The organism is Streptomyces sp. TAA204 (assembly GCF_000424965.1).
The window spans coordinates 61,194-83,021 of record NZ_AUKW01000021.1 but is presented as its reverse complement, the minus strand read 5'-3'; the positions used below and the strand labels follow the sequence as shown (position 1 = coordinate 83,021).

General features: G+C 70.2%; 20 protein-coding genes. 8 read left to right on the top strand and 12 right to left on the bottom strand.

The features are described 5' to 3' along the window. Positions 1 to 127 precede the first annotated feature (127 nt). The 5 genes from H343_RS0122020 to H343_RS0122000 form a co-directional block, all read right to left on the bottom strand. Positions 128 to 1,804 carry a lipid II flippase MurJ gene (locus H343_RS0122020; protein WP_037904660.1) on the bottom strand — a complete coding sequence of 559 codons (1,677 nt, stop codon included), beginning with the start codon at positions 1,802 to 1,804 and terminating at the stop codon, positions 128 to 130. Continuing rightward, on the bottom strand, positions 1,801 to 3,234 hold the full coding sequence (locus tag H343_RS32110; protein WP_051265723.1) for an O-antigen ligase family protein: 1,434 nt from the start codon (positions 3,232 to 3,234) through the stop codon (positions 1,801 to 1,803). The genes H343_RS0122020 and H343_RS32110 overlap by 4 nt, the downstream gene beginning before the upstream one ends. A 167-nt stretch (positions 3,235 to 3,401) precedes the next feature. Further along, the gene (locus tag H343_RS32105) at positions 3,402 to 5,021 is read right to left on the bottom strand and encodes a sugar transferase (protein WP_078506011.1); all 1,620 of its coding nucleotides are present in this window, start codon (positions 5,019 to 5,021) and stop codon (positions 3,402 to 3,404) included. Next, complete coding sequence (locus H343_RS0122005; RefSeq protein WP_028432912.1) at positions 5,018 to 6,262, bottom strand: glycosyltransferase family 4 protein; 1,245 nt, start codon at positions 6,260 to 6,262, stop codon at positions 5,018 to 5,020. The genes H343_RS32105 and H343_RS0122005 overlap by 4 nt, the downstream gene beginning before the upstream one ends. A 51-nt stretch (positions 6,263 to 6,313) precedes the next feature. Next, positions 6,314 to 7,423 (bottom strand): DUF3344 domain-containing protein, encoded by a 1,110-nt coding sequence (locus tag H343_RS0122000; RefSeq protein ID WP_051265721.1) that lies wholly within the window; start codon positions 7,421 to 7,423, stop codon positions 6,314 to 6,316. 181 nt (positions 7,424 to 7,604) lie between these two features. Here H343_RS0122000 and H343_RS0121995 point away from each other — a divergent pair, with 181 nt between their 5' ends. The 3 genes from H343_RS0121995 (at position 7,605) to H343_RS0121985 (ending at position 10,157) form a co-directional block, all read left to right on the top strand. Then, positions 7,605 to 8,129 carry a GNAT family N-acetyltransferase gene (locus H343_RS0121995; protein WP_028432910.1) on the top strand — a complete coding sequence of 175 codons (525 nt, stop codon included), beginning with the start codon at positions 7,605 to 7,607 and terminating at the stop codon, positions 8,127 to 8,129. Between the two features lie 164 nt (positions 8,130 to 8,293). Further along, on the top strand, positions 8,294 to 8,584 hold the full coding sequence (locus tag H343_RS34440) for a DUF4229 domain-containing protein (RefSeq protein ID WP_028432909.1): 291 nt from the start codon (positions 8,294 to 8,296) through the stop codon (positions 8,582 to 8,584). 184 nt (positions 8,585 to 8,768) lie between these two features. Continuing rightward, positions 8,769 to 10,157 (top strand): dicarboxylate/amino acid:cation symporter, encoded by a 1,389-nt coding sequence (locus H343_RS0121985; protein ID WP_028432908.1) that lies wholly within the window; start codon positions 8,769 to 8,771, stop codon positions 10,155 to 10,157. Positions 10,158 to 10,258: 101 nt separating this feature from the next. Here H343_RS0121985 and H343_RS0121980 read toward each other — a convergent pair whose 3' ends face one another. After that, a complete protein-coding gene (locus H343_RS0121980) occupies positions 10,259 to 11,983 on the bottom strand; it encodes a protein kinase domain-containing protein (RefSeq protein ID WP_028432907.1) in 1,725 nt (574 codons plus the stop codon). Between the two features lie 369 nt (positions 11,984 to 12,352). Beyond that, positions 12,353 to 12,577 (bottom strand): recombinase family protein, encoded by a 225-nt coding sequence (locus H343_RS0121975; RefSeq protein ID WP_028432906.1) that lies wholly within the window; start codon positions 12,575 to 12,577, stop codon positions 12,353 to 12,355. 37 nt (positions 12,578 to 12,614) lie between these two features. Between H343_RS0121975 and H343_RS35000 the strand changes: the two genes are divergently transcribed. Continuing rightward, positions 12,615 to 12,779 carry a hypothetical protein gene (locus H343_RS35000; RefSeq protein ID WP_486587005.1) on the top strand — a complete coding sequence of 55 codons (165 nt, stop codon included), beginning with the start codon at positions 12,615 to 12,617 and terminating at the stop codon, positions 12,777 to 12,779. An 87-nt stretch (positions 12,780 to 12,866) separates the two neighbouring features. On the opposite strand, the gene H343_RS0121965 is transcribed toward H343_RS35000, so the two are convergent. Next, the gene (locus H343_RS0121965; RefSeq protein ID WP_028432905.1) at positions 12,867 to 14,909 is read right to left on the bottom strand and encodes a hypothetical protein; all 2,043 of its coding nucleotides are present in this window, start codon (positions 14,907 to 14,909) and stop codon (positions 12,867 to 12,869) included. Between the two features lie 40 nt (positions 14,910 to 14,949). Next, positions 14,950 to 16,191, bottom strand: a complete 1,242-nt coding sequence (locus H343_RS0121960; RefSeq protein ID WP_028432904.1) for a carboxylate--amine ligase — start codon at positions 16,189 to 16,191, stop codon at positions 14,950 to 14,952. A gap of 426 nt (positions 16,192 to 16,617) precedes the next feature. Here H343_RS0121960 and H343_RS0121950 point away from each other — a divergent pair, with 426 nt between their 5' ends. The 3 genes from H343_RS0121950 to H343_RS32095 all read left to right on the top strand — a co-directional run bounded on the left by H343_RS0121950 (position 16,618) and on the right by H343_RS32095 (position 18,882). Then, entirely contained in the window at positions 16,618 to 16,812 is a 195-nt protein-coding gene (locus H343_RS0121950) for a hypothetical protein (protein ID WP_028432903.1), read from the top strand. 331 nt (positions 16,813 to 17,143) lie between these two features. Next, positions 17,144 to 17,650 carry a MarR family transcriptional regulator gene (locus H343_RS32100; protein WP_486587004.1) on the top strand — a complete coding sequence of 169 codons (507 nt, stop codon included), beginning with the start codon at positions 17,144 to 17,146 and terminating at the stop codon, positions 17,648 to 17,650. Then, entirely contained in the window at positions 17,647 to 18,882 is a 1,236-nt protein-coding gene (locus H343_RS32095) for a multidrug effflux MFS transporter (protein WP_037904658.1), read from the top strand. The genes H343_RS32100 and H343_RS32095 overlap by 4 nt, the downstream gene beginning before the upstream one ends. Positions 18,883 to 19,000: 118 nt before the next feature. Here H343_RS32095 and H343_RS32090 read toward each other — a convergent pair whose 3' ends face one another. Together H343_RS32090 and H343_RS0121925 are read right to left on the bottom strand one after the other, a co-directional pair. After that, entirely contained in the window at positions 19,001 to 19,243 is a 243-nt protein-coding gene (locus H343_RS32090) for a hypothetical protein (protein WP_051265719.1), read from the bottom strand. A 1-nt stretch (position 19,244) separates the two neighbouring features. Beyond that, positions 19,245 to 19,673, bottom strand: coding sequence for a DUF1622 domain-containing protein (locus H343_RS0121925; RefSeq protein ID WP_028432901.1), 429 nt, complete (start codon positions 19,671 to 19,673; stop codon positions 19,245 to 19,247). Positions 19,674 to 19,912: 239 nt separating this feature from the next. Here H343_RS0121925 and H343_RS0121920 point away from each other — a divergent pair, with 239 nt between their 5' ends. Beyond that, positions 19,913 to 20,899, top strand: a complete 987-nt coding sequence (locus H343_RS0121920) for an oxidoreductase (protein WP_028432900.1) — start codon at positions 19,913 to 19,915, stop codon at positions 20,897 to 20,899. A gap of 11 nt (positions 20,900 to 20,910) precedes the next feature. On the opposite strand, the gene H343_RS0121915 is transcribed toward H343_RS0121920, so the two are convergent. Further along, positions 20,911 to 21,699, bottom strand: a complete 789-nt coding sequence (locus H343_RS0121915; RefSeq protein ID WP_028432899.1) for an acetoacetate decarboxylase family protein — start codon at positions 21,697 to 21,699, stop codon at positions 20,911 to 20,913. Between the last annotated feature and the right edge of the window lie 129 nt (positions 21,700 to 21,828).

The window sequence follows — 21,828 nt, the reverse complement described above, 5'->3', positions numbered from 1 at the left end:
CGGCCGTCGCCGCTGCGAACCGACGGACGCGGTGGAGGGCCGGGGGACGGGCGTCCGCGCGGCGGCCGGAGCGGGCACCCGGCGCTGGGGCCCGGGGAGGGGCAGGGCGGGCAGACGGGTACGGAACTCAGTGGACATGGGCGAGCCTTCGTTTGACGGTGGCGAACAGCTGCGGCACTTCCGGCGCCCGTACGAGATGAGCCACGGACGCGAAGACGACGAGCACGGTCACTCCGCCGGCCAGGGCCGCGGCCAGCGGTTCGGGGACGATCCGGGCCGAGGCCCAGCCCGCCGCCGCGGCGGCGGCACCGGCGAGCAGGAGCCGGGCCAGTCCGGCCGCCACGCGGCGGACGTCGATGGCGACCACGCGGGCGCCCAGCCCGTGCAGGAGCAGCAGCGCCGCGGTGGTGATCCCCACGGCGTTGGCGGCGGCGATGCCGTGAACACCCCAGTGGCGCACCGCGAACGCACCGGCGATCACGGTGACGGCCAGCCCGGCGCCCATTGCCGCGGCCGGGTACCACGTCGGCCGGGCGCCGGAGAAGAAGGGACGCACCAGGGCGCCGACCATGCTGTGTCCGAGCAGGCCGCAGCAGTAGACCCGCATCACGGATGCCGTGTCCGCCGTGTCCTGGGCGTCGAAGGCGCCCCGCTGGAAGAGGAGCTGGATGATCTGCGGGGCACAGGCGGTGACGTAGGCGGCCCCCAGCAGCACGACGATCCCCACCAGCGCGAGGTCGCGCTCCACGCGCCGCCGCGCGCGCAGCCGGTCCCCGTCGGCCATGGCGCGGGCGACGACGGGGAAGGTGACGGTGCACACCATGAGGGAGAGCACCATCGGCATCTGCGCGACCTTCTGCGCGTAGTTGAGGTGCGAGATGGCGCCGGCGGGCAGCGGTGCGGCCAGGAAGCGTTCGAGGAGCACCTGGCCCTGACGCGTCAGGGCGAAGACCGCGACCGGCGCGAGCATCCCGAAGCCCAGCAGGGCGACGCGCTTTCCCGCCCCGCCTCCGCCGGCCGGCCGGCGGGAGGCCCGTGCGGAGCGCCGGCCTTCGCGGCCGGGCAACCGGGCGAGAAAGGAGGGGAGCTGGACGAGCACCATCAGCAGCCCCCCGACCGCGACGCCCACGGCGGCGGCCCGCACCCCCCAGGCGGAGTGCCCGGTGAACATGACGGCGATGATCGCGACGTTGTAGGCGACGTAGATCGCGGCGGGTGCGACGAAGCGGCGGTGCGCGCGCAGCGCGGCGCTGAAGTACCCGGCGAGGCCGAACGTCACCACGGTCAGCGACGTCAGCCGCATGCAGTCGACGGCCGTACGCGCGTCCGGCAGTCCCGGTGCCAGCGCGCGCACCAGCAGCGGGGCGGCGAACACCAAGGCGGCGGCGGCAGTGGCGAGCCCCAGGGCCAGGCGCGGCAGCGTCGCCGTCACCACGCCCCACACCGGGTCGGGTCCGGGCGGCGGGCCCTCCTCCTCCGGACGCTCACGGGCCGCCGCCCGGTGGGAGAGGGCCAGGCTGAAGGCGGGGACGAGGATGAGAGCCATCGCGTCCTCGATCAGCAGCGTCGAGGCCAGTTCCGGGACCGTCCAGGCGATCAGGAACGCGTCGGTCGCGGCGTCGGCGCCGAAGAGGCCCGCGATTGCCTGGTCGCGCACCAGTCCGAAGAAGGCGCCCGCCGCCGTGAACGCGGCGGTGATGAGGGCCGCCCGTGCCAGGAACCTGCCCAGCGGAGGGGGGCCGCCGCCCTTCCCGGCGGACGGCGGTGCGCCGTGCGGAGCGGGGGAGGCATGCGTCTCCGTCATGGGCGGGGTGCCTCGCCGGTCGTCCTGCCCGAACTGTCTGCCCCGTCCGCCCCGTCCGCCCCGTCCGCTCCCTCCGCCCAGGACACCCCGGGCGCTGCGGCCCCCGTGGCCCCCGCCGCCGATGGGGAGGGAGAGGCCGGGGGAGAGGCGGAGGGGGCGAGCGCCCACCAGGCCACCGTGCCCAGAACCATGGCGGTGGCCACGGTCGAGGGCCCGCCGGTGTCGGCGTAGAGGAAGTCGACGCCCTGCCAGACGACCAGTCCGACAGCGACGAGTCCGCAGTCCCCCGCACCCGGCCGGGCGGTGGTACCCGCGCGGCCCGCCGCACGCCGCGCCGCGTTCAGCCGCCGCAGGCCGCCCCCCGCGAGTACGGCACCGCCGCCCACGAAGGCCACTCCGCCGACCAGGCCCTGCTCGCTGAGCACGAGCAGGTACTGGTTGTGCGGCGAGAGCAGCGGTTCCTTCGAGAAGCCGCTGCCCGCGCCCGCGGTGTCGCTGCCGGAGGAGAGGCCGATGGGGGCGTGCCCGTCGCGGTGCGTGGCGAAGTTCCTCGGTCCCACGCCCGTGGCCGGTTCCTTCAGCCAGATCTTCGTGGCGGCGGACCAGAGGCTGTAGCGGTCGTTGACGGACCTGTCCGGCGCGGAGTTGACGTCGACGATGCTGCCGAGGCGTTCCTCGATCATCGAGGAGCCGACGCCGAAGCCCCCGGCCAGCACCACCGTGGCGGCGGTCAGCGCGAGAAGTCCGAGCAGCGCCTTGCGCGGCGCGGCCAGCAGCAGCACGACGGCGCACGCGGCGGCCGTGGCGATCCACGCCCCTCTGCTGTAGGAGAGGACCAGCGGCACCACGAGCGCCGCCGTGCTGCACAGTGCGCCCCGGCGCAGCCACCGGGGGCTGTCGCGGGGATCGGCCAGGCACAGCGCCAGCGCAGCGACAAGCCCGTAGGAGACCACCGTGGACATCCCCATCACGTCGCTCGCGCCGAAGGTGCCCACAGCACGGATGTCCTGGCCCATGTACGAGGCGCCGGTGCCCGTGAGGTTCTGTGCGACGCCCACGGCCCCCTGGACCAGCGCGACCAGTACGAAGACCCCGCACAGCATCCGGCAGTCCCGGGTGTCGCGCAGCAGCAGAAGCACTGCCCCGGGTACCAGTACGAAGATCTGCAGGCCCCGCACGAACCCGGGCATGCTCGCGGACGGATCGGCGGACGCGGCGGTGGCCACGGCGAGAGCCAAGGCCGGTGCCCCGAGCACCAGCGCCGCCCTCGGCGTGAGCCGGCCGCCGCGTCCGCGCAGCAGCCTCAGCAGGCACCACACCACCAGCACCAGTGAGGCCGCGTCTGCGGCGGTGACCTTGCCCGAAGAGTTGGCGTCGCCGGTCTGGAGGGGCACGCACAGCGTCAGCAGCGTGGCGGCGACGGGCACCATCGGGGCCCAGTGCCTCCAGAACCGCCTGTGCCTGCTGCCCGTCCAGGACGAGCGCGGTCTCGGGCCGGTCGGGGCCGTCCCGTCCGGGAGACGGGCCCGCTGCGGCAGTCGGGGCCCGTCGTCGAGCGGCGGACGGCGGCTCTCGGGCAGTACGGCTGTCACGGCGCTCACCGCCCTTCGAGGCGGAAGAACGACGTCACGGTCCGGACCATGATCCGCACGTCCTGCCACACCGACCATGTCTCGATGTAGTGGTTGTCGAAGCGGGCACGGTCCTCGATGGAGGTGTTGCCGCGCAGCCCGTGCACCTGCGCGAGCCCGGTGATGCCGACGGGCGACCGGTGACGTCGGGCGTAACCGGGCAGTTCCTTGCTGAACTGCTGCACGAAGTAGGGACGTTCGGGCCGCGGGCCGACCAGGCTCATGTCGCCGCGCAGCACGTTCCAGAGCTGGGGAAGCTCATCCAGCGACGTCCGGCGCAGCAGGCTGCCGACCGCGCTCATCCTCTCGTCGCCGGCGACGCTCCACAGCGTCGCCGACTCGCGTTCGTCGGCGGGCCGGATCGTACGGAACTTCAGCAGCGTGAACGGGCCTCCGCCCAGTCCGACCCGTTCCTGACGGAAGATCACGCCGGGCCCGTCGGAGAACCGTACGGCCAGCGCGCACCCGGCCAGCACCGGCGCCGCGAACACCAGAGCCGGAGTGACCAGGGCCAGGTCGAGCAGCCGTTTGCGCCAGCTCCAGCCGGAGCCGGGGCACTCCAGGGACAGGCGCCGGCACGAGAAGCCCCACACGTGGGCGGGCCCTGAGCCGTGCGTCCCGTGGACGCCGACGGCGCAGCCGGGCCGTACCAGCCACCCGGCCACGCCCTGCTCGCTCAGCAGCCGTGCCAGCAGCGCGTTCTGCGACTGCTCCCATGGCGAGTACAGGAAGACCACGTCGCGGACCGTGTTCTGTATGACCGCCCTGGTCACGTCCTCCAGCAGGGTGACCACCGGCAGCGGCGCCAGGCCTGGCCTGTCAGCGGCCCTGTCAGCGGCCCTGTCACCGGCCCCGTCAGCGGCCCTGTCACCGGCGCCGTCATCGGACCCGGTCTCGTCGTCCTGGCCGTCGGCGTCCGCGGGGACGGCCTCGGAGCGCGCGGCACCGAGGTCGACGAAGCCGACGGGCCGCAGCCCGTACTGGCGGTGCTCCGCGAAGACCCCCGCGACCGTACGCGCCAGCTTCCCGCTGCCGACGACGAGCGCGGCACGGGGCCTCCGCCGTGCCCTGGAGCGCCGCACTCCGTGCACGAGGGCGCGTGCCGTACCGGCGAGCGCGGCGTTGACCGAGACCGCGGCCAGCAGAGCCGGCCAGTGCAGTGCGGCCGCCCGCTCGAAGGCGGCCAGGATCGCGGTGGCCACGCACCAGGCCGCCGCCACGCGTGCCGTCAGAGCCGGCAGTTCGTCCAGCGCGTGGGCCTGCAGGCCGGGCCGGTACAGCCCGGCACGCGCGTTCAGGGCCAGGACGCCGCAGAGGACGGAGACGAGCAGCAGCGGGTCCGCGCTCCCGGCGCCCGGTGCGAGTACGACGGCCGCCGAGGCCGCCACATCGGCGGAGGCCAGCGCTGCCGCGCCGCGGTGCCGGTGCCTCAGCCGGTTGCGCCGGAGGCGCAGGACGTTCACCGAGGAGGGAACCGCCCGTTCCTGCGACGTCTTGGGGGGAGGGACGGTGATGTTCGCCCCGGCGGCCGGCCGGGTCGCCACGCCGGCGCCGTGGGACCGCTCGTCGGTGCTGTCCGCCGTCATCGTGCCGCCTGCTCGTCGCTCGTGCCGAGGGCCGGGGTGCCGAGGAGCTCGCCGTACAGACGCAGTACGGACGCCGCCGTCTGCCGTACGTCGAACTCGGCGCGCACGTGCTTGCGTGCCGCCTCACCCAGGAAGTCCCGCAGGCCCTGGTCCTTCAGCAGATGCGTGAGCGCGGCGGCCAGCGCCTCCGGGTCGGAGGGCGGCACGAGGCAGAGCTCCTCCGCACCCGGCGGGAGACATTCGCGGGCACCGCCCACGTCCGTGAGCACCACGGGCCGGCCGCAGGCCATCGCCTCCAGCGGGGTGAGGGCCATGCCCTCCCAGTGGGACGGCAGCACCGTCAGGTCCGCGGCGGTGTACCACCGCTCCACCTGGGCGCTCGCCCCCGCGAAGAGCACTCTCTCCGGTGCCGCCGCGCGCAGCTCCCGCCCGTCCGGGCCGTCACCGACCAGGGCGAGCCAGGCGTCCGGTACACGGGCGGCGACACGGGACCAGGTCTCCAGCAGCGTGCGCTGCCCCTTCTGCGGACAGAGACGCCCCACGCACACCACCAAAGGGGCGCCCTCCGGTACCGCCCGCAGTGCCGGAAGCGCGGCACGGGACGCGGCGCGCTCGCGGGCCGCCGCCTCCTCTCCGGCGGGCGCCACGGACCCCGCGTACGAGGAGGGCCGCGCTCCGGCTTCGAAGGCGTCGAAGGCGTCGAAGTCCACCCCGTTGTGCACGACGGCCCAGCGTGCGGGGATACCGGCCTGTTCTCCCGTACGGCGCTCGGCCTCGCTCACACACAGCACCCGGTCCGTCCACCGTGCCGCCCAGCGCTCCCAGGCACGGGCGAGTCGGGCGGTGCGTCCCTCGACGGCCTCGAAGGACCACGCGTGCGGCTGGAACACCGTGGGGACGCGGCCGCGCAGCGCGAGGCGGGCGGCCAGCCCGGCCTTCGCACTGTGCGCGTGCACCACGTCGGGGTCCACCCGTCTGATCAGTTCGTACGCCCGCCGTGTCTCGGCCGCTGCCCGCGGCCCGATCTCGCGTACCGCGTCCCAGCGCTCCACCTCCGCGCCCGCCGCCGCGGCCCGTCCGCTCAGGCTGCCGCCCTCCGGACAGGCCACGACGGCGCGGACGCCTTGCCGTGCCTGGGCCCCGACCAGATCGGTCAGGGCCCTCGCCACCCCGCCTTCGACCGGCTGTGCCAGGTGAAGGACCGTGAGCCGGCCCGTTCCCTCACTGCGCTGTGGAAGCACCCGAACGTCTCCTCAACGTCACTACCGGACAGATCTCAGGCGGGGGTCGTTTCAGCGGCGTGTTTCGACCTGCGAGAAGAGGGCGCCCAGCAGATAGTCGTCGCCGCCGGACGAGAAGCGGAAAAGGAGACGGTTTCCGCCGGAGCGCAGTGCCTGCTGCGCGTCGAAGACGTCGGAGTCGTATCCGAGCGTGTTCCGGTGGCCGGGGACCCGGCCGGAAACCTGGCGGCCCCGGTCGGTGATCGTCGAATTGAACGTGTCGCCCCGGGGGTTCGCCGAATTCGAAAGCGGTGTACCGGCCCGCTTGTTCGCGGCGAGAGTGAACGACTCCTTCCCGGAACCGCGGTCACCGTCATAGCCCACGACACCGACGGAGCCCTTCGCGCCGGGCGCGAATTTCGCCTGGCGTCCGGCGACCGGGAGGCTCTTCGAGTCGTCGCCCGAGGGGGCGAAACCGTCCCAGACGCTGAGCTGCCGCAGCGGCGACTTCTCGTTCTCGTACGCGACGACGAGAGTCCAGCCGCCCCAGGCTCCGGCCTTGGAGTTGCCCATCGCCACATTCAGCTGCGCCACGGTGTACGTCCCGGGGCCGCTGTTCCGCACCAGGGACGTCACGTTCGCGGACGACTGGTACGCGTCCGCGCCGTCGCTGCGGCGGTGCGTGCTCACCGTGTCGGCCTTGACCTGCCGGTAGGAGCCGCCGGGCTCGGCGACCAGCACGCGGCCGTTGTCCTTGGCCGGTTTGACCTCTCCGACGCGGAGATTGCCGCCCCAGTAGAGCCGGGCGTAACTGACCCGGGAATTCTCCGGCATCCGCAGTGCCGCCCGGGTCGAGTTGTAGGTGTTGGGGTCCTTGTCGACGTCGGAGTAGAACATCTTGTAGTCGCTGTTCCGGCCCGCCGCCCCCTTCTGAACGGATCCGCACGACGCCGCTCCCCCCACCGCTTCACGGCAGGTGATCGACGAATTGGCCGCGCTGGCGATTCCGCCCTTCTGCACGGCGTGGTAGCGCTCCTTGAGCGCCTGGCCGGAAACGGGAACCGATTCCCCGTCCTCCGCGCCCGACGCGGGGGCTGACGGCGCGGACAGCGACACCGTCGCCGCCGTGCACAGCACCGCGGACCACAGACCGCGCGCAGCAGCTTTCCTCTTGTTCACCATGGATGACTCCGCCTCCCGTCACGAAACAGAGCGACCTTTACAAAGGCGATCATCGAAAATCGGGCGGCACGCCGGTCATCTTTCCTTTTTCACTGACTAGCGCACATCCACTCGTTCCCATCAAGCCGAACAGAGCATCGGGAAAGGGGCCGGACGATTGCCCTGCGCTAGGGTCGGCAGCATGCCTCTGACCTACGAACTCGACCCGTCGATCACGCGTGAACTGCGCGATGGGCTGTGCTCGTTGTGGATGGACGTCACCAATGCCGGCGGCGCGGTCGGCTTCGTACCTCCCGCGACGGCCGAGGACATACGTCCCGACCTGATGAACCACCTCGCCGCCGTCGACGCGGGACGCACACGGATGATCGTCGGCCGCGACGAACAGGGGACGGTCGCCGCCGGCGCGTTCCTGACCCTCAATTCCCACCGGCTCAAGCGCCACTGGTGCACCGTCTACACGGTGATGGTCCACCCCGGCCTCCAGGGCAAGGGGTACGGACGCGAGCTGATGGCGGCCGTCGAGAAGGAGGCGCGGGGCATGGACGGCATCACCGGCCTGCGGCTCACGTGCCGGGGCGGTCTCGGCCTGGAGGGCTTCTACCTCAGCTGCGGCTACCGCGAGGTCGGGCGCCTCCCGGACGCGATCAAGGTCGCCGACGGCGACCTCAGGGACGACGTGATCCTCTGGCTCTCACTCACCTGACTGCACGGTGAGCGGGCCCCGGACGAGGGCCCGGGATGATCGCTCCCGGCGCTGTGTTTGACTGGATCGCGAGCCGTCCCGTGCCACGCGCGCATCCACTGCGCATCCGGAGAGGGCACGGGCGGCGCGAGGCCGTACCGACGAAGAAGTCCGGAGAAGAACCCGTGAGCAGCAAGTCGCACGCAACGCTCCGTTACACCCTCATGCGGGCCGGCGTCTTCGTCGGCTGCCTCGTCCTCGTCGCCGTGCTGGCGTACGCCGGGATCATCCCCGAAGGCATCGGCAGGTCGAACCCGCTCTGGGTCGTACTGATGGCGCTCGTGATCTCGGCCCCGCTCAGCTTCGTACTGCTGCGCAGGCAGCGCGAGGCCATGTCGGAGCAGATCGTCGGCGGTGTGGACAGGGCCAAGGAGCGGCTCGCCGCCAACCAGCGGCAGGAGGACGGCGCGACCTGACGCCGCCGGGCGCCGGCCGCGTCCGTTTCCTCGCACGTCACGTCCCGCCTGTAAGGGCCGTCACACCCCCTGCCGCCTTCGTGCGGGAATGGCCGCCGCCGCGGTGGACGTTCTGGGTCGTCGTAATCCCCGACGGGAAGCCTCCCGGGGAAGCCGAAGTCCCAACGCCGAGCGGGAGCCGACCGTGACCTCGTCCTCCGACGCGCCCTCCGAGACCTCCTCGAAGACGCCCTCCGAGTCCTCCGGCTCCTCCGCCGACGCCCCCGCGGCGCCGGAGCGGCCGCGGATATCCAGGTTCCCCTTCTGGGCGCAGATCCTGGCGGGCCTCGCCCTCGGCGTCCTGCTGGGCTGGATCGCGCGCAGCGGTGACATCGCCTGGCTGGGGACGGCCCTGACCAAGACCGGCGAGATATTCGTACAGCTCCTGAAGCTGGCCGTCGCCCCGCTCGTCTTCTTTGCGATCACCATCTCCATCACGAACCTGCGCAACGTGGCCAACGCCGCCCGCCTCGCCACCAGGACCCTGCTGTGGTTCATGGCCACCTCGCTGATCGCGGTGGCGATCGGCCTCGCCATCGGGCTGCTCACCCGGCCCGGATCGGGCACCGGACTCTCCGCCGACGACGCCGCAAAGCCGGAGGAGTCCGGATCGTGGCTGGACTTCCTCACCGGCATCATCCCGACCGACATCATCACGCCGTTCACCGAACTGCAGGTGCTGCAGATCGTCTTCATGGCCGTCGTCGTCGGTGTCGCCGCCCTCAAGCTCGGCGAGAAGGCCGCACCGCTGCTCACCTTCGGCGAGGCCGTGCTCGCACTGCTGCAGAAGGCACTGTGGTGGATCATCCGGCTCGCCCCCGTCGGCACCGTCGGACTCATCGGCACCGCGATCAAGGACTACGGCTGGGAACTGCTCGGCCAGTACGCCACCTTCACCGCGGACATCTACATCGGCTGCGCCGTCGTCCTCTTCGGCGTCTACCCGCTGCTCCTGGCCACCGTCGCCAAGGTCAACCCCCTGCAGTTCTTCCGCGGCGCCTGGCCGGCCCTCCAACTGGCCTTCGTCTCCCGCTCGTCGGTGGGGACGATGCCCGTCACGCAGAGAGTCACGGAACGGCTGGGCGTACCGCGGGAGTACGCGTCCTTCGCGGTGCCCTTCGGCGCGACGACCAAGATGGACGGCTGCGCCTCGGTCTACCCGGCGATCGCCGCCATCTTCATCGGCGACTTCTACGGCATCGAACTCGGCCTGCGCGAGTACCTGCTGATCGTCGTCGTCTCCGTCATCGGCTCCGCCGCCACCGCGGGACTGACGGGTGCCACCGTCATGCTGACGCTCACACTGTCCACACTGGGGCTGCCGCTGGCCGGGGTGGGCCTGCTGCTGGCGGTCGACCCGATCCTGGACATGATGAGGACGGCGACGAACGTCGCCGGGCAGTCGGTGATCCCGGTGATGGTGTCGGCGCGCGAGAAGATCCTGGACCGCGACAAGTTCGCGGGGGTCCGCAGCTTCGACCTGGACTCCTTCGACCCGGAACGGGATGCGCAACCGGCGGCCGTGGCGGCGTAGCGCGCGTCCTGGCAAACACGGCCCGCCAACTGGCGTGGCTGTCCTGAAGTTTGTGAAATTGCCGTGTTCCCGCGCCGTGTCGTCACCTCCGGTTCAGGCGGTCATTCTCCATTCTGTTTCGTGAGGATCTTGATCTGATCGGGGGAGAGCGCCTTGTTGAAGACTTGGACGTCCTTGATGCTGCCCGGAAACCATTCTCTGGCCTTGCCGTCGGCGCCATGGGCACGGCCGATGAACAGCTTGTCGGCGGGAGTTCCGACAGCGGGGCGCGCTGCCTTGTGGGACCGCTGCTCGACCCCGTTGACATAGAGGTGCAGTTCACCGCCCTCACGCACGCCGACGAGGTGGGTCCAGGTCGAAATCTCGGGATGGTCGTGTGACGTCGCACCGCCACTTCGGTCTGCGAAGGCCCAGCGGCCATCAGTGGACGAGTACCGCAGGAAGAAGTTGCTGGTGTCTCCCGCGAGCTGGCTGACAGCGGTGGCGAACGAGCCGGGCTTCCTGCGGAGGTACACCCACGCGGAGACGGTGAACTTCCTGCCCGGCCCCGTACTGACGACCCTGTCAGGGATGACGACGTCGCTCCGGCTGTCGAACAGGGCGGCTCCGCCGTCCCCTTCTCCCCAGCGCACCCTGTACGTCGCTCCGTCGTTGTTGCCGATGCTGTCGGCGGCTTTCGACCGTTCGTCGAGCGGCCAGGCACCGATGGGGTCCGGACCTTGATTGTGCGACTGGGAATCACCCTTTTCGGTGTCCTGCCCGTCGCGACTGAGATAGAGGCCGGTCGGTACCCCCACGGCGATGGCGGTGGCGACCAAAGCGGAAATCAGTACCTTGCGCCGAGCGGGGCGTTTTCGCGGCTTCGGACATGGCTCTGTCGAGGGTGCTGAATTCGCCGGAGCATCGACGAACTCAGTAGCGTTCCGAGTGACCGTTTCGACGTTGGCGACCGCCTGGTCGGAGGCGCGGACGCGGTCGGCAGCGGGCTGCCAGGCTTCGCTGTCGAGGAGGGTGGTCAGTCCGCCGCCCAAGCTTGTGCGGGTGAGGATGTCCTTGGGGTCGGGGCGCTCTTCGGGGGTCTTGGCCAGGCACTCGGCGATGAGGCTGCGCAGGACGGGCGACTTGACGGCCTCGAGGTCGGGTTCCGTGTAGACGGCTCGGTATCCCAACGCGTGGGCCGGGCCTTCGCCGAACGGATTGCTGCCGGTAGCCGCGTAGGCCAGAACCGCCCCGAGGGAGAAGACATCACTGGCCGGGGTGATCTCTGAGCCATTGACCTGCTCGGGAGACATGAACCCCGGGGAGCCGATCATCATGCCCGTTCTGGTGATCTTGCTGGCTTCGTCAATACGCGCGACGCCGAAGTCGATGACCCGCGGTCCGTCCTCGGCGAGCAGCACGTTGGAGGGCTTGAGATCGCGGTGTACGAGGCCCGCGTAGTGGATCGAGATCAGGGCTTCGGCCAGTGCCGCCGCGAGCGCGATCACCGTTTGTGGAGGCAGCGACCCCAGGTCGGCGACGGTTTGCTGGAGTGACGGTCCGGGGACATAGCTGGTGACCAGGTACGGAGTGGGCGCGTGGGCGTCCGCGTCGATCACCGGGGCCGTGTATGCCCCGCTCACCAGCCGGTTGGCCAGAACCTCCCGGCGGAACCGGGAACGGAATTCCGGCTGCTGCACCAGCTCGGCATGCACCACCTTCACCGCGACCTGCCTGCCACCTGGTGACATCCCGAGGAAGACCTGGCCCATGCCACCCGCGCCCAGACGATTCGATAACCGGTAATCCCCGACGGAACGCGGATCCCCCGGCTCCAACGCCCTCACCACAAACAACCTCCTGGCATCGAGCGCCCCTGATGCCGGGCGCGCGCATCCTCGTTCTGAGCGTCTGAGTAGCCTAACGCTCGCTGTTGTGACTCTGAGTACCGGAAATTTCGTCCACTGCCTGCCACAGGTGCCGGGGAGGGTGCGCCCCGGCCTGCGAGAGCACGTGCTCGCCTGCCAGAGGTCAACTCGCCCCTCTGGCGCCGATTTACCCCTGCCCCCGGCCCACTCTGGCAGGTGAGCGGCACGGACCACGTCTTGTTGCTGCACGGCGACGAGACCGTGACAGGGCACCTCCCTCCGCACCTGCCTGCGGCTGAAACCTGTGTTGAACCATTGGTCTTCCGGGCCGGTGGCGCAGGGAAGGTGTCACCCTTCCCGGGCGTCGCGCAGCATCTGCGTGTACATGGGCCGCTGCTTCTTGGCCGTGGTCGACGCGGACGTGTCGTTCTCGGGATAGACCTTCAGTACGCTCCGGCCCAAGCGCTCACGGAGCTCACGGCACGCCTTCTCCTGGCGCTGGATGCCCAACTCCTGCCCCTTGCGGTCCTTGCTGATGCGGACGTAGCTCCCCACTCGCCTGGGCTTGACCATGACATGCCCCCTCAGTCGGTCAACCGCACCGGCCAACATGCATAGTCGGGGTGCGCCGACGAACGTCGCCGGGCAGTCGGTCGTACCGGTGCTGCTCTCCGCCCGGGAGAAGATCCTCGACCGCGACAAGTACGCGAGTGCGCGCAGCATCGACCTGGACGGCTTCGAGCAGGAGGCCCGGCCGACCGCCACGGCGGCGTAGCGCGGTCCTGTCACACCGCATGCGCCCCTGGCTTCACCGGAGGTGACATAGTCCGACGAACGGTCGATCTGCGGTTGCGGCTACGGGTCACCCAGTGGGTTCACAGGGGCGCGGGCCTTCGAGGGCTTGCAGCGTCCCCGCGGACAGCCGGTCGTTGCCCCAGCTGCGCTCGATGTAGCCGATGATCCGCGCGACGTCTTCGGCGGGCACCCGCTCCGGTTCGCCGCGCTCGAGCGGGTCGGCGTGGAAGATGTAGAGCCGCGAGGCGAACTGGTCGAACGGCAGTGAAGCCTCGCCGAACCGCTCGCCGTTGCCCGCGGTGGAGACGACGACGCCGTCGCCCCAGTCCTGGCCGCTGTCGTTGTTCGGGTTGAAGAAGTACACCCGCATGACTTCCTGTGGGTCCGGTGCGACCCGCAGGATCGTGATCGCGTGCCAGCCGACGTAGCGCGCCGCGCTGTCGGTGACGGCGACGCCGGCGGGCTGCGGATGGATCAGCGGCTGTTCGCCGTTGTAGGACGGGTGGTAGCCGGCGTGGAACTGCCGCAGGAATCCGTCGAGGTCGACCAGGTTTCCGGTCGCGACGTCGACGTTGATGTGGAATCCGCGGGCAGCCCACCAGCCGTGGAACTCGGGATTGACCCAACGGTGCGGGTCCTCCGGGCGCGTGGCGCAGCGCCGCCCCATCTCGGCGTAGATACGGTCCAGGTGGGGGACGACGAGCAGTGACACGGGGTCCAGGTCCATCGGCAGCGTGCTCGCGACTCCGGCCGCGCTGTCCTTCGACGAGATCGGCTGGCCCTCGAAGTGCATGAGGATCTCGTCGTCGCGGGCCGCCCAGGCGACCATTTGCAGCAGGTAGTCCGGGTCGTTGTAGGACCACATGGACAGCGCGCGGGCCGACTGGCAGGTGGGGTTGTCGCCCTGACCGACGCCGAGCGGCTGGCCCAGCATCGAGAGCACCCCCGCGGCCAGCCGCGCCTGCGGCCCCGGCTCGTCGCCGAAAACCGTCGTCAGCTGCTCCCGGGCGACCGGGGTGAGTTCGAGCGCCAGCTGGCGCCACAGCGCGGGCACCACCGGCGGCTCGTAGAGGATGCCGCGGTCGAGCAGCAGCGCCAGCCCGTAGATGCTCTGCGCGGTCTGCGGGTGCACGGCCACTTCGATCAGCCGGTGCACCAGTTGGCTGTAGCGAAGCAGGCAGTTCCGGCCGGTGTCGGACAGCCCGAGCGCCTCACCGACGAGGTAGTCGCTCTCGCGCAGGAGGAACCGGAGCAGCTCCGCGTGGTACGGCGACACCAGGCCGGTGTCGTGCATCGCCCGGGCGAACCCCGTGGCCTCGTACTGCAGGCCGCCGGCGTCCATCGCCTCGAGCCGGGAGCGGAAGACGTCGATGCCCGGGTCCTCCCGGCACGCCTCGGTGGTCCCGAACAGGCTCGTGATGAGCCGGTCGATGCCCTGCCCGGACGTCACGCCGAGAGCGACGTCCGGGTCGTCGCGGTAGACCGCGATCCGGGTGATCAGCGACTTCACCGCCTCGACCTGGATCGGACGCTGGCGCAGGATCCGCCACACCTCGTCGACCAGATTGTCCAGGACGCTGTCGTAACCGATCTCGTCGGCGAGGTGCCGGAACAGGTCCCGGATGAGCTGTGCGGTCCTGCCCTGCTGGATTCGCTCGGCCTCGCTGGGCGGAGTGAACAGCAGCTCCAGGTTCGTCGCCAGTACCTGGGACAGGAAGTGGCGGGCGTCCTCGGCGGACAGCGTCGGATGCGCGAAGTCGCCGCGGGCGACGGCGAGTATCCGCAGCTCACTGGTCGCCTCCATGACGACGGTGTCCGCGGCTCCGCTGTGCAGGCTCGGGCCGACCAGCGACGGGATCAGGATCTCCGGTGACGCCCAGTCCGTCTCCTGGAACACCCCGGCTTCCTCGATGGCCTGCGCCCTGGCCTGGACCGCCGCGGGGCCGCCCGGCTGCATGAGTACCCGGCGCAATGCTTCCAGGACCCGTCGCAGCTTCGTGTGCTTGCCGAAGTCGCGGGTTTCGGCCATGGCCCGGATGGCGTCGTCGAGGGAGGTCACGCGCTTGTCCAGCGTCGTGGCCTCACCGCTGACGTCGGCGGTCGGTTTCAAAGGATTTCCCTCGGGTTGGTCTCCTGCGTCCACGGGGTCGTCAGACGTAGAAGTCGAGCTCTTCCTGCTTCTTCAACAGGTCACGCATCCGGTAGGGGTCATCACCGAAGAAGTACAGCAGGCCCCAGTGGGTACCGAACGCGGTCCTCTTGGTGACGGTCTCCTCGAGCGGCGTCGAAAGATCGTGCGACTCGTAGTAGTCGTGGTCCTCTGTCTCCTCCGGGATCTCCAGGGCGCTGACGACGCGGCGGCGCGGGTAGACACCGAAGCAGCCGGCGACCCCGGAGGCGTCGACGACCTCGCGCGGGAAGAAGGCGTCGATCTCCTCCTCGGTCGTCTTCGGGTCGAAGGCCAGCACCAGCCCATGGTAGGCATTGAAGCCGTATGCCCGCTCAAGCAGTTCGAACACCTTGAAACCCGGCGGCCGGTAGGCGACCTCGCCGAAGTACATCTCGCCGTCACTGGTGACGAAATACTCCGGGTGCACGAAGCCGAACTCGATGTCGAAGGTCTTGACGAGCTTCTCGATCTGCGCGGTGATCTGCGGGCGGTACCGCTCCAGTTCCGGGGTTGCCGGCGCGAACACCGAATATCCCAGTGTGACGTACTCGGAGATGTTGAGGAACTTGATCTTCCCGTTGTGCACCCACGCCTCGACCGCGAACTCCCAGCCGTCGAGGTGGGATTCCATCAGCACCGGGAACTCCTCGTCCGGAATGCTGTCGATCTCGTCCGGGGTGCGGATGACGCGGTGCCCGAGGCATCCTGCCTTGTCGAACGCCTTGAGGTGGATCGGGTCGTTCGGGTCGCCGTCCAGTTTGAGCAGGGTCTGATTGACGCGCTTGAGGAAACGGATCACGTCGTCCCGGTCGTGGGCTTCCTCGAATATTCCGACCCGGATACCGCCGAGTTGCGCGCGGCGCTTCATCAGCGCCTTGTCCCGCAGCAGCATGGCCTGACCGTACAAGCGCGGGTTGTCGAGCAGAACGGAGTTGATCGCGCCTGCCCATTCGACCGTTTCCTCGAACAACGGGATCGCGACGTCGACACCCTTGTTCTGAAGAGTCTCGGCGATCTCCATGGAGCGGTCGTTGAGCCGTTCGAAATTCCACGGTACGTAGGGGATGCCGTGGTCGACGCAGTACTCCTCGGCCCACTCCGGCGCCACGACGACATATCGCCGGTCGAACCGGTCGAGGGCTTCCACCGCGCTGAGACTCCAGCCGAGGAGCGCGACATAGCCCTTTTCGGGGTTCCTGGTGGCCGGTTCGCCCTGTGGCATGGAACGTTCTCCTTCGGCGCAGGCGCTGATTGACGACGTGGCTGGCACGACCGTGCCCGGCGATCTGCCACGCACGGAACCTCGTTCCCGCGCGTGGGCGCCTCATTCCCCTACGGGGACGGAGACGGCACGTTCGTGCTGGTAGGCCTCACGCTAGCCCCGGAACGGACGGTCCCGGTCGCCGCCCCCGGGGGGCGCCGTGGCCGTCGAGGCTGGAGAAGGACGCCGACGGGGCAGGAAGCGGCAAATGTCATCCCCCTCATGGCGATTGACCGGCGTGGGTACAGACTGGGACGACCGCGAGAGTCCTCGCGCTCGCACCGGCGTCGAGGCCGATCACCGGTGTCCCGACGGCGCGCGGGGCGCCGCACACGCACGTGACCGATGGCTGACCTTCGTTCGGCACACCAGCACCGAGGAGACCGAGTGACGGCCGATGGCAACGCCGACCGCCGGGAGCGGTACGCGATGGCGCTGTACGCGACGCTCGGTTTCTCCGCCGAACGTCACCCCTGGGCGACCCTGGCCCCTGCCCGGCGGGAGGTCTGGTACCGGCGGGCCGACGCAGCCATGGCCCTGGCGGACGAGGAGATCGCCGAAGCGGTGCGCGCTGCGGGTTGAACCCCGGGAGCTCCGCACGCCGGCCAGGGGAACGGGGCTACGCGTCACGGCCGTTCGGACTCCGCGTGGCACGTGCGATCCGGAGAACCATGAGGCGGTGGTGCCGGCTCTCCATTCCGTTGCTTCGGGGGCCTTGCTGCGCGCGCAGTTCGCGTCGCCGTTCCTTCTCCTTCCCCTGCTTTGCCAGGTGGTCGGCGGTCAGTTCCAGCTCGCGCACGCGAAGCCGGTGGTACTCCTGCGTGGCGTGCGAAGCTTGTAACAAGCAAAAACTTGCTAATTTGGCGCATAACTGCTGTATCTGCGCCCTACTTGCAAGTGTTAGCTTAGTATTGTGCGGGAATCTGAGGACGATCACACGACAGCAGAGACGCTGCGATGGGCGGTTTCACGGCTTGCCTCCCGTCTGCGTGCCGAGCAGCCGGGGAGCCGCCGGCTGACGCGTCAGGCCGCTTCGGTGCTGGCGAACTTGAGGCACAGCGGTCCGATGACCCCTACTGGGTTGGCGCTCGTCGAGGGGTTGCAGGTGCAGTCCCTGACGCGAGTCTTGAACGAACTGGAAGGGGACGGGTGCATCGCACGGTCCCGTAGCCGGGAGGACCGGCGCCGCCAGATCGTGACGCTCACCGACGCAGGCCGCGAAGCGCTGGCGGGGCATGTGCGAGAAGGCAATGCCTGGCTAGCCGCTGCGTTGAGTCAGACGTTGACGCCGGCGGAACGTGATCTGGTGAGGATCGCAGCTGACTTGCTGGAACTGGTCGCGGCGGCGGAACCCTCGCCGACGGCGCAGGTCGCGCGTGACGGTGAGCCCGATGTTCATGGCGCGGCGCCGCCGCTATGACCCCAGGGCACCCGGCGGACCCCGTTCGGAGCCTCAAGGGGCCGACTCCACGACATGGCCGCGATGTCCGGCTCATTCTGATCCTCGCCGGACTCAGTGCCGCCAGCCCACTGGCCACGGACATGTACGTCGCCGGACTTCCGGAGATGGCGCGCTCCCTCGGCACGGACGCGGCTGCAGTTCAGGTCTCCCTGACGGCCTTCTTGGCCGGGGTCATCGTGGGACAGCTCGTCTGGGGCCCATTGAGTGACGCAGTCGGCCGACGACCGGTTCTGTTGTGGGGGACTTCGCTGTTCGCGGCATTGTCCTGCCTCTGTGCCCTGGCCCCGAACATCGAGGTCCTCAATGCCGCACGGGCCGGCCAGGGTCTTGCAGGTGCGGCTGGGATCGTCGTGGCACGAGCTGTCGTGACGGATCTTTACGAGGGGGTGCAACTGGCACGTACGTTCTCGGCGTTGGGCGCGATCACTGCGCTCGGGCCGATTCTGGCCCCACTGCTCGGCGGGCTGTTACTGAGCTTCGCGCCTTGGAGGTCGGTTTTCGTCCTGCTCACGACCATCGGTCTGGCGCTCACGATCGGGATGCTGCGCTGGGTGCCTGAATCCCTTCAGCCCGCAGCACGTACGCCGGGAGGGCTCGCGGCGAGCCTTCGATCAGTCGGTCAGGTTGCTCTGCAACGTGATGTGGCGGCCTGTGTTGTGACCGTGGCCTTCGGTGGGGCTGCCGTCTTCGCATACATCGCTGGCACGTCCTTCATCTTCCAGGGTGTTTACCATCTCACCCCGGCGTCTTCCAGCTTCGTCTACGGAGTCAACGCAGTTGGCAACATGGGAGGAAGCCTTGCCTTCGGGTGGCTCGCAACTCGCTGGAGTGCAGAGTCACTGCTGGTCGCGGGAGGAACGGCCGCGCTCGCCGGGTCGCTCGCCTTGCTGATCACGCACGCGACAGCCGGCACGGGGGTGCCTGTCACCTGGTCCTGCCTCTTCGTCTCCGTCAGCGCCTTCGGCATCTTCTTTCCTGCGGTCACCACCGTGGCCCAAGAGCGTGGCCGACACGCACCGGGGGCGACCTCTGCGCTCTTGGGGAGCGGGCAGTTCACCGTAGGGGCGATAGCCTCACCTGCCGTCGGTCTGTTCGGCACACACAGCCCGGCTCCCATGGCTGCCGTCATGGCCACTTCTTTGGTTCTGGCGGTCCTCGCCAGTCTCGCCTTGGTCAAGAAACGCCACTGACCGGCCTATTGAAGTAACAGTGGTCCCCGAGTTCTGCGGCCGGCCCCTACCAGTGGATGGCAGTCGGTCGATGGAGCTCTCACCCTTCTGGAGCAGCTCGGGTCGAAGTCGCTCGTGCTCATGTGCTCTTCTCCGCGACGCCGAAAGCGGCGGCCTTGCGGACGGCGATGATCGCGACCGTCAGCAGGATGCTGCCCCATGACAGATCGCCCGCGAGACGCATCAGGCCGGCCGCCATGAGGAAGTCCAGGAGCAGCGGCAGGGCGACGCGGATGGTGCGCGTGGTCGCGCAGGCCGTCAGGAAGACCACGACGCCGGCCGCGGTGATCAGCAGCGCTGCTGCCTCGATCGCCGCGTTCACGCTACGGCTCCTTCCGCGCGCCGGAGGCGGCTCCCGTGTCCTGGTGCGGCCCGCCCTCCGCGTCGCGTTCGAGCTCGGCACGTTCATGGGCGATCTCACGGCCCAGGACGTAGTTGAGCGCCGTCCGGATGGCGGCGATCGAGGCGAGCTGTCCGATCTCGGTGAAGCTGGGCGCCACCGCCGTACGCAGTACGTCGCCCGCCAGCTGGAATTCGAGTCCCAGCACGAGAAACCGGCCCAGGGTCAGCCGGATCCGGTGGAAGCGTCTCCGTTGCCCCCTGCCACGCACCACGGCCACGAGGAAACGCGCGAACGCCCAGGCCGCCCCCACGAAAATGATCAGCGCGCCCGCGGTCTCCACCACACGTACGAGGACGCCGATCGCCTCACGCAGACCCGACTCCGGCAGTACCTCCCACGACAGGACCATGACTGGCCGTTACCCGCCCGCGGGGGCCCATCCTGCCGAGTGCCTCCCAGGTCCGTCCAATGGCCGACACAGGGCGCCGGACCCGCTGCCGTCCACCGCCCCGCCAGCGGCCGGTCAGGAGCCGGAGGTGCGCCGGAGGTCCTTGGCCTCCGGAGGCGCGGGCCGGCGGGTGCCGGGGATCGGGTCCGCTGTCGGTGAACCCGCTCGGGTACGGGGGCTAGCGGTGGTTGGGTGTCGGGATGGAGACCTTGGTACTGGGCGGGACGGCGTGGTTGGGCCGGGAGCTTTCACGGCAGGCGGTGGGACGCGGTCATCGGGTGACCTGCCTCGCGCGTGGTGAGAGCGGCGAAGTCGCGGACGGGGCAACGCTGGTGGCCGCCGACCGGCGTGACCCTTCGGTGTACGCGCCGCTGCTCGACCGGGAGTGGGACGCGGTGATCGAGGTGTCGTGGCAGCCGGGCTTCGTCCGCGAGGCGCTGGAGGTGCTGGGCGGCAGGGCGCGGCACTGGGCCTGTGTCTCCTCCGTCAGCGCCTACGCCTCCCACGCGGTGCCGGACGCGGACGAGTCGGCGGACCTGCTCGCTCCGACCGCGCGGAGCGAGGTCGACCGCTCGCTGTACGGGGAGGCGAAGGCGGCCTGCGAGCAGGCGTCGACGGCTGCCGTGGGCGACCGTCTGCTCATCGTGCGCGCCGGACTCATCGGCGGGCCGGGGGACCACAGCGGACGCTCCGGATACTGGGTCGCCCGTGCCGCGCGGGGGCCGCGGGAGCCGATGCTGGTTCCCGACACTCCGGCCGCGCCGACGCAGGCGGTGGACGTACGGGACCTCGCCGCCTGGATGCTCGACAGCGCGGAGGCGGGTACCCGCGGCACGTACGACGCTGTCGGTCCGGTTGTTCCCTTCGGGGAGTGGGTCGAGCTGTCCCGCGCTGCCGGCGGGCACACCGGGCCCGTGGTCGGCGCCGATTCGGCCTGGCTGCTCGAGAGGGGCGTGGCCGGCTTCATGGGGACGGAGTCGCTGCCGATGTGGCTGGCCGAGCCGGGCTGGGAAGGGTTCTCGGCACGCAGCGGGTCCGCGGCGCAGGCCGCGGGGCTGAGGCACCGGCCGCGGGCGGAGATGCTGGCGGACCTGCTGCGGTGGGAACGCGGCCAGGGGCTGCACCGGGAGCGGCGTGCGGGTCTCAGCGCCCGGCGCGAGCAGGAGTTGCTCGCCGCTCTGGGGTGAGGGCCCGGCCGTCAGGTCAGTTCGCGTACCTCGGTCACCGTGTACGACATCGACGCGCGGAAGCCCGTGCCCGTACGCACAGGGGCCAGGTCGGCCAGCTCCTCACCGGGGGCGGGGAAGAAGCTCAACTCCCCGGAGCCCGCCCACATGTCGGCGACCTGCTGATCGTGGAAGACCGCCATCACCAGTTCGTGGACGGCGGGCCTGCCGTTGCGGCCGGGGTCGAGCCGGGGGAAGTGCCGGAGGTTGACCGTGGGACGTCCGAGCATGGCCGCGGGGTCGCTCACCGGCTCCTGAAGCGTGACCATGGCCTCGGCGAGGCCACGTCCGGCGGCCGACATGAATGCCCCGAACCGGCTGCCCGCCGCGAGGACCGGCGAGGCCTTGCCGGGGGACGCGTAGGCCCTGGTCTGGTGCACGGCGCCCAGTTTCTTGGGGAAGCCCTGTACCCATCCGCGGGCCATGGCCGCGTCGTTGTCGACGTAGATGTACGGGCACCACGAGACCGGCTGGTCCTTCCACCGGGCGTCGATCAGTACGAAGAACTCGTGGTACTGGCTGCGCACCGGGTCGAGGTACTCCTCGTGCTCTCCGGAGTACTGCCAGTCGAAGAACAGTGCCACCGCCCGCCCGGAGGAGTCGGGGTCGGGGCTCAGCCCTTCCGGGAGCGTGGCCTCTGCCGCCGCCCGGTCCGTCCAGAACTCCACCCCGACGACGTCTCCGGCGTAGTGCCACGGCGGTGCGGAGGCCAGATTCGCTTCCCCGCGCGGCGACAGCGGAACGGTGTAGCCCTGCAGCATGTGCTCCTCCACGGAACGAGAGGGGAAGGGGATACGGCGCCCAACGGAGCCGGCGGCTTCCGTTCTCGCAGGTCACGACGGTGGGGACCGGGTGCTCGGACGGTCGTTCCGCAAGCGGGAACTCGCACC

What these genes read in the sequence shown, in the direction of transcription:
- H343_RS0122020 (WP_037904660.1), bottom strand. Translation starts at nt 1,804, where the DNA reads ATGACGGAGACGCATGCCTCCCCCGCTCCGCACGGCGCACCGCCGTCC.
- H343_RS32110 (WP_051265723.1), bottom strand. Translation starts at nt 3,234, where the DNA reads ATGGTGCCCGTCGCCGCCACGCTGCTGACGCTGTGCGTGCCCCTCCAG.
- H343_RS32105 (WP_078506011.1), bottom strand. Translation starts at nt 5,021, where the DNA reads ATGACGGCGGACAGCACCGACGAGCGGTCCCACGGCGCCGGCGTGGCG.
- H343_RS0122000 (WP_051265721.1), bottom strand. Translation starts at nt 7,423, where the DNA reads ATGGTGAACAAGAGGAAAGCTGCTGCGCGCGGTCTGTGGTCCGCGGTG.
- H343_RS0121995 (WP_028432910.1), top strand. Translation starts at nt 7,605, where the DNA reads ATGCCTCTGACCTACGAACTCGACCCGTCGATCACGCGTGAACTGCGC.
- H343_RS0121975 (WP_028432906.1), bottom strand. Translation starts at nt 12,577, where the DNA reads ATGGTCAAGCCCAGGCGAGTGGGGAGCTACGTCCGCATCAGCAAGGAC.
- H343_RS35000 (WP_486587005.1), top strand. Translation starts at nt 12,615, where the DNA reads ATGCATAGTCGGGGTGCGCCGACGAACGTCGCCGGGCAGTCGGTCGTA.
- H343_RS0121960 (WP_028432904.1), bottom strand. Translation starts at nt 16,191, where the DNA reads ATGCCACAGGGCGAACCGGCCACCAGGAACCCCGAAAAGGGCTATGTC.
- H343_RS32095 (WP_037904658.1), top strand. Translation starts at nt 17,647, where the DNA reads ATGACCCCAGGGCACCCGGCGGACCCCGTTCGGAGCCTCAAGGGGCCG.
- H343_RS0121925 (WP_028432901.1), bottom strand. Translation starts at nt 19,673, where the DNA reads ATGGTCCTGTCGTGGGAGGTACTGCCGGAGTCGGGTCTGCGTGAGGCG.
- H343_RS0121920 (WP_028432900.1), top strand. Translation starts at nt 19,913, where the DNA reads ATGGAGACCTTGGTACTGGGCGGGACGGCGTGGTTGGGCCGGGAGCTT.
- H343_RS0121915 (WP_028432899.1), bottom strand. Translation starts at nt 21,699, where the DNA reads ATGCTGCAGGGCTACACCGTTCCGCTGTCGCCGCGCGGGGAAGCGAAT.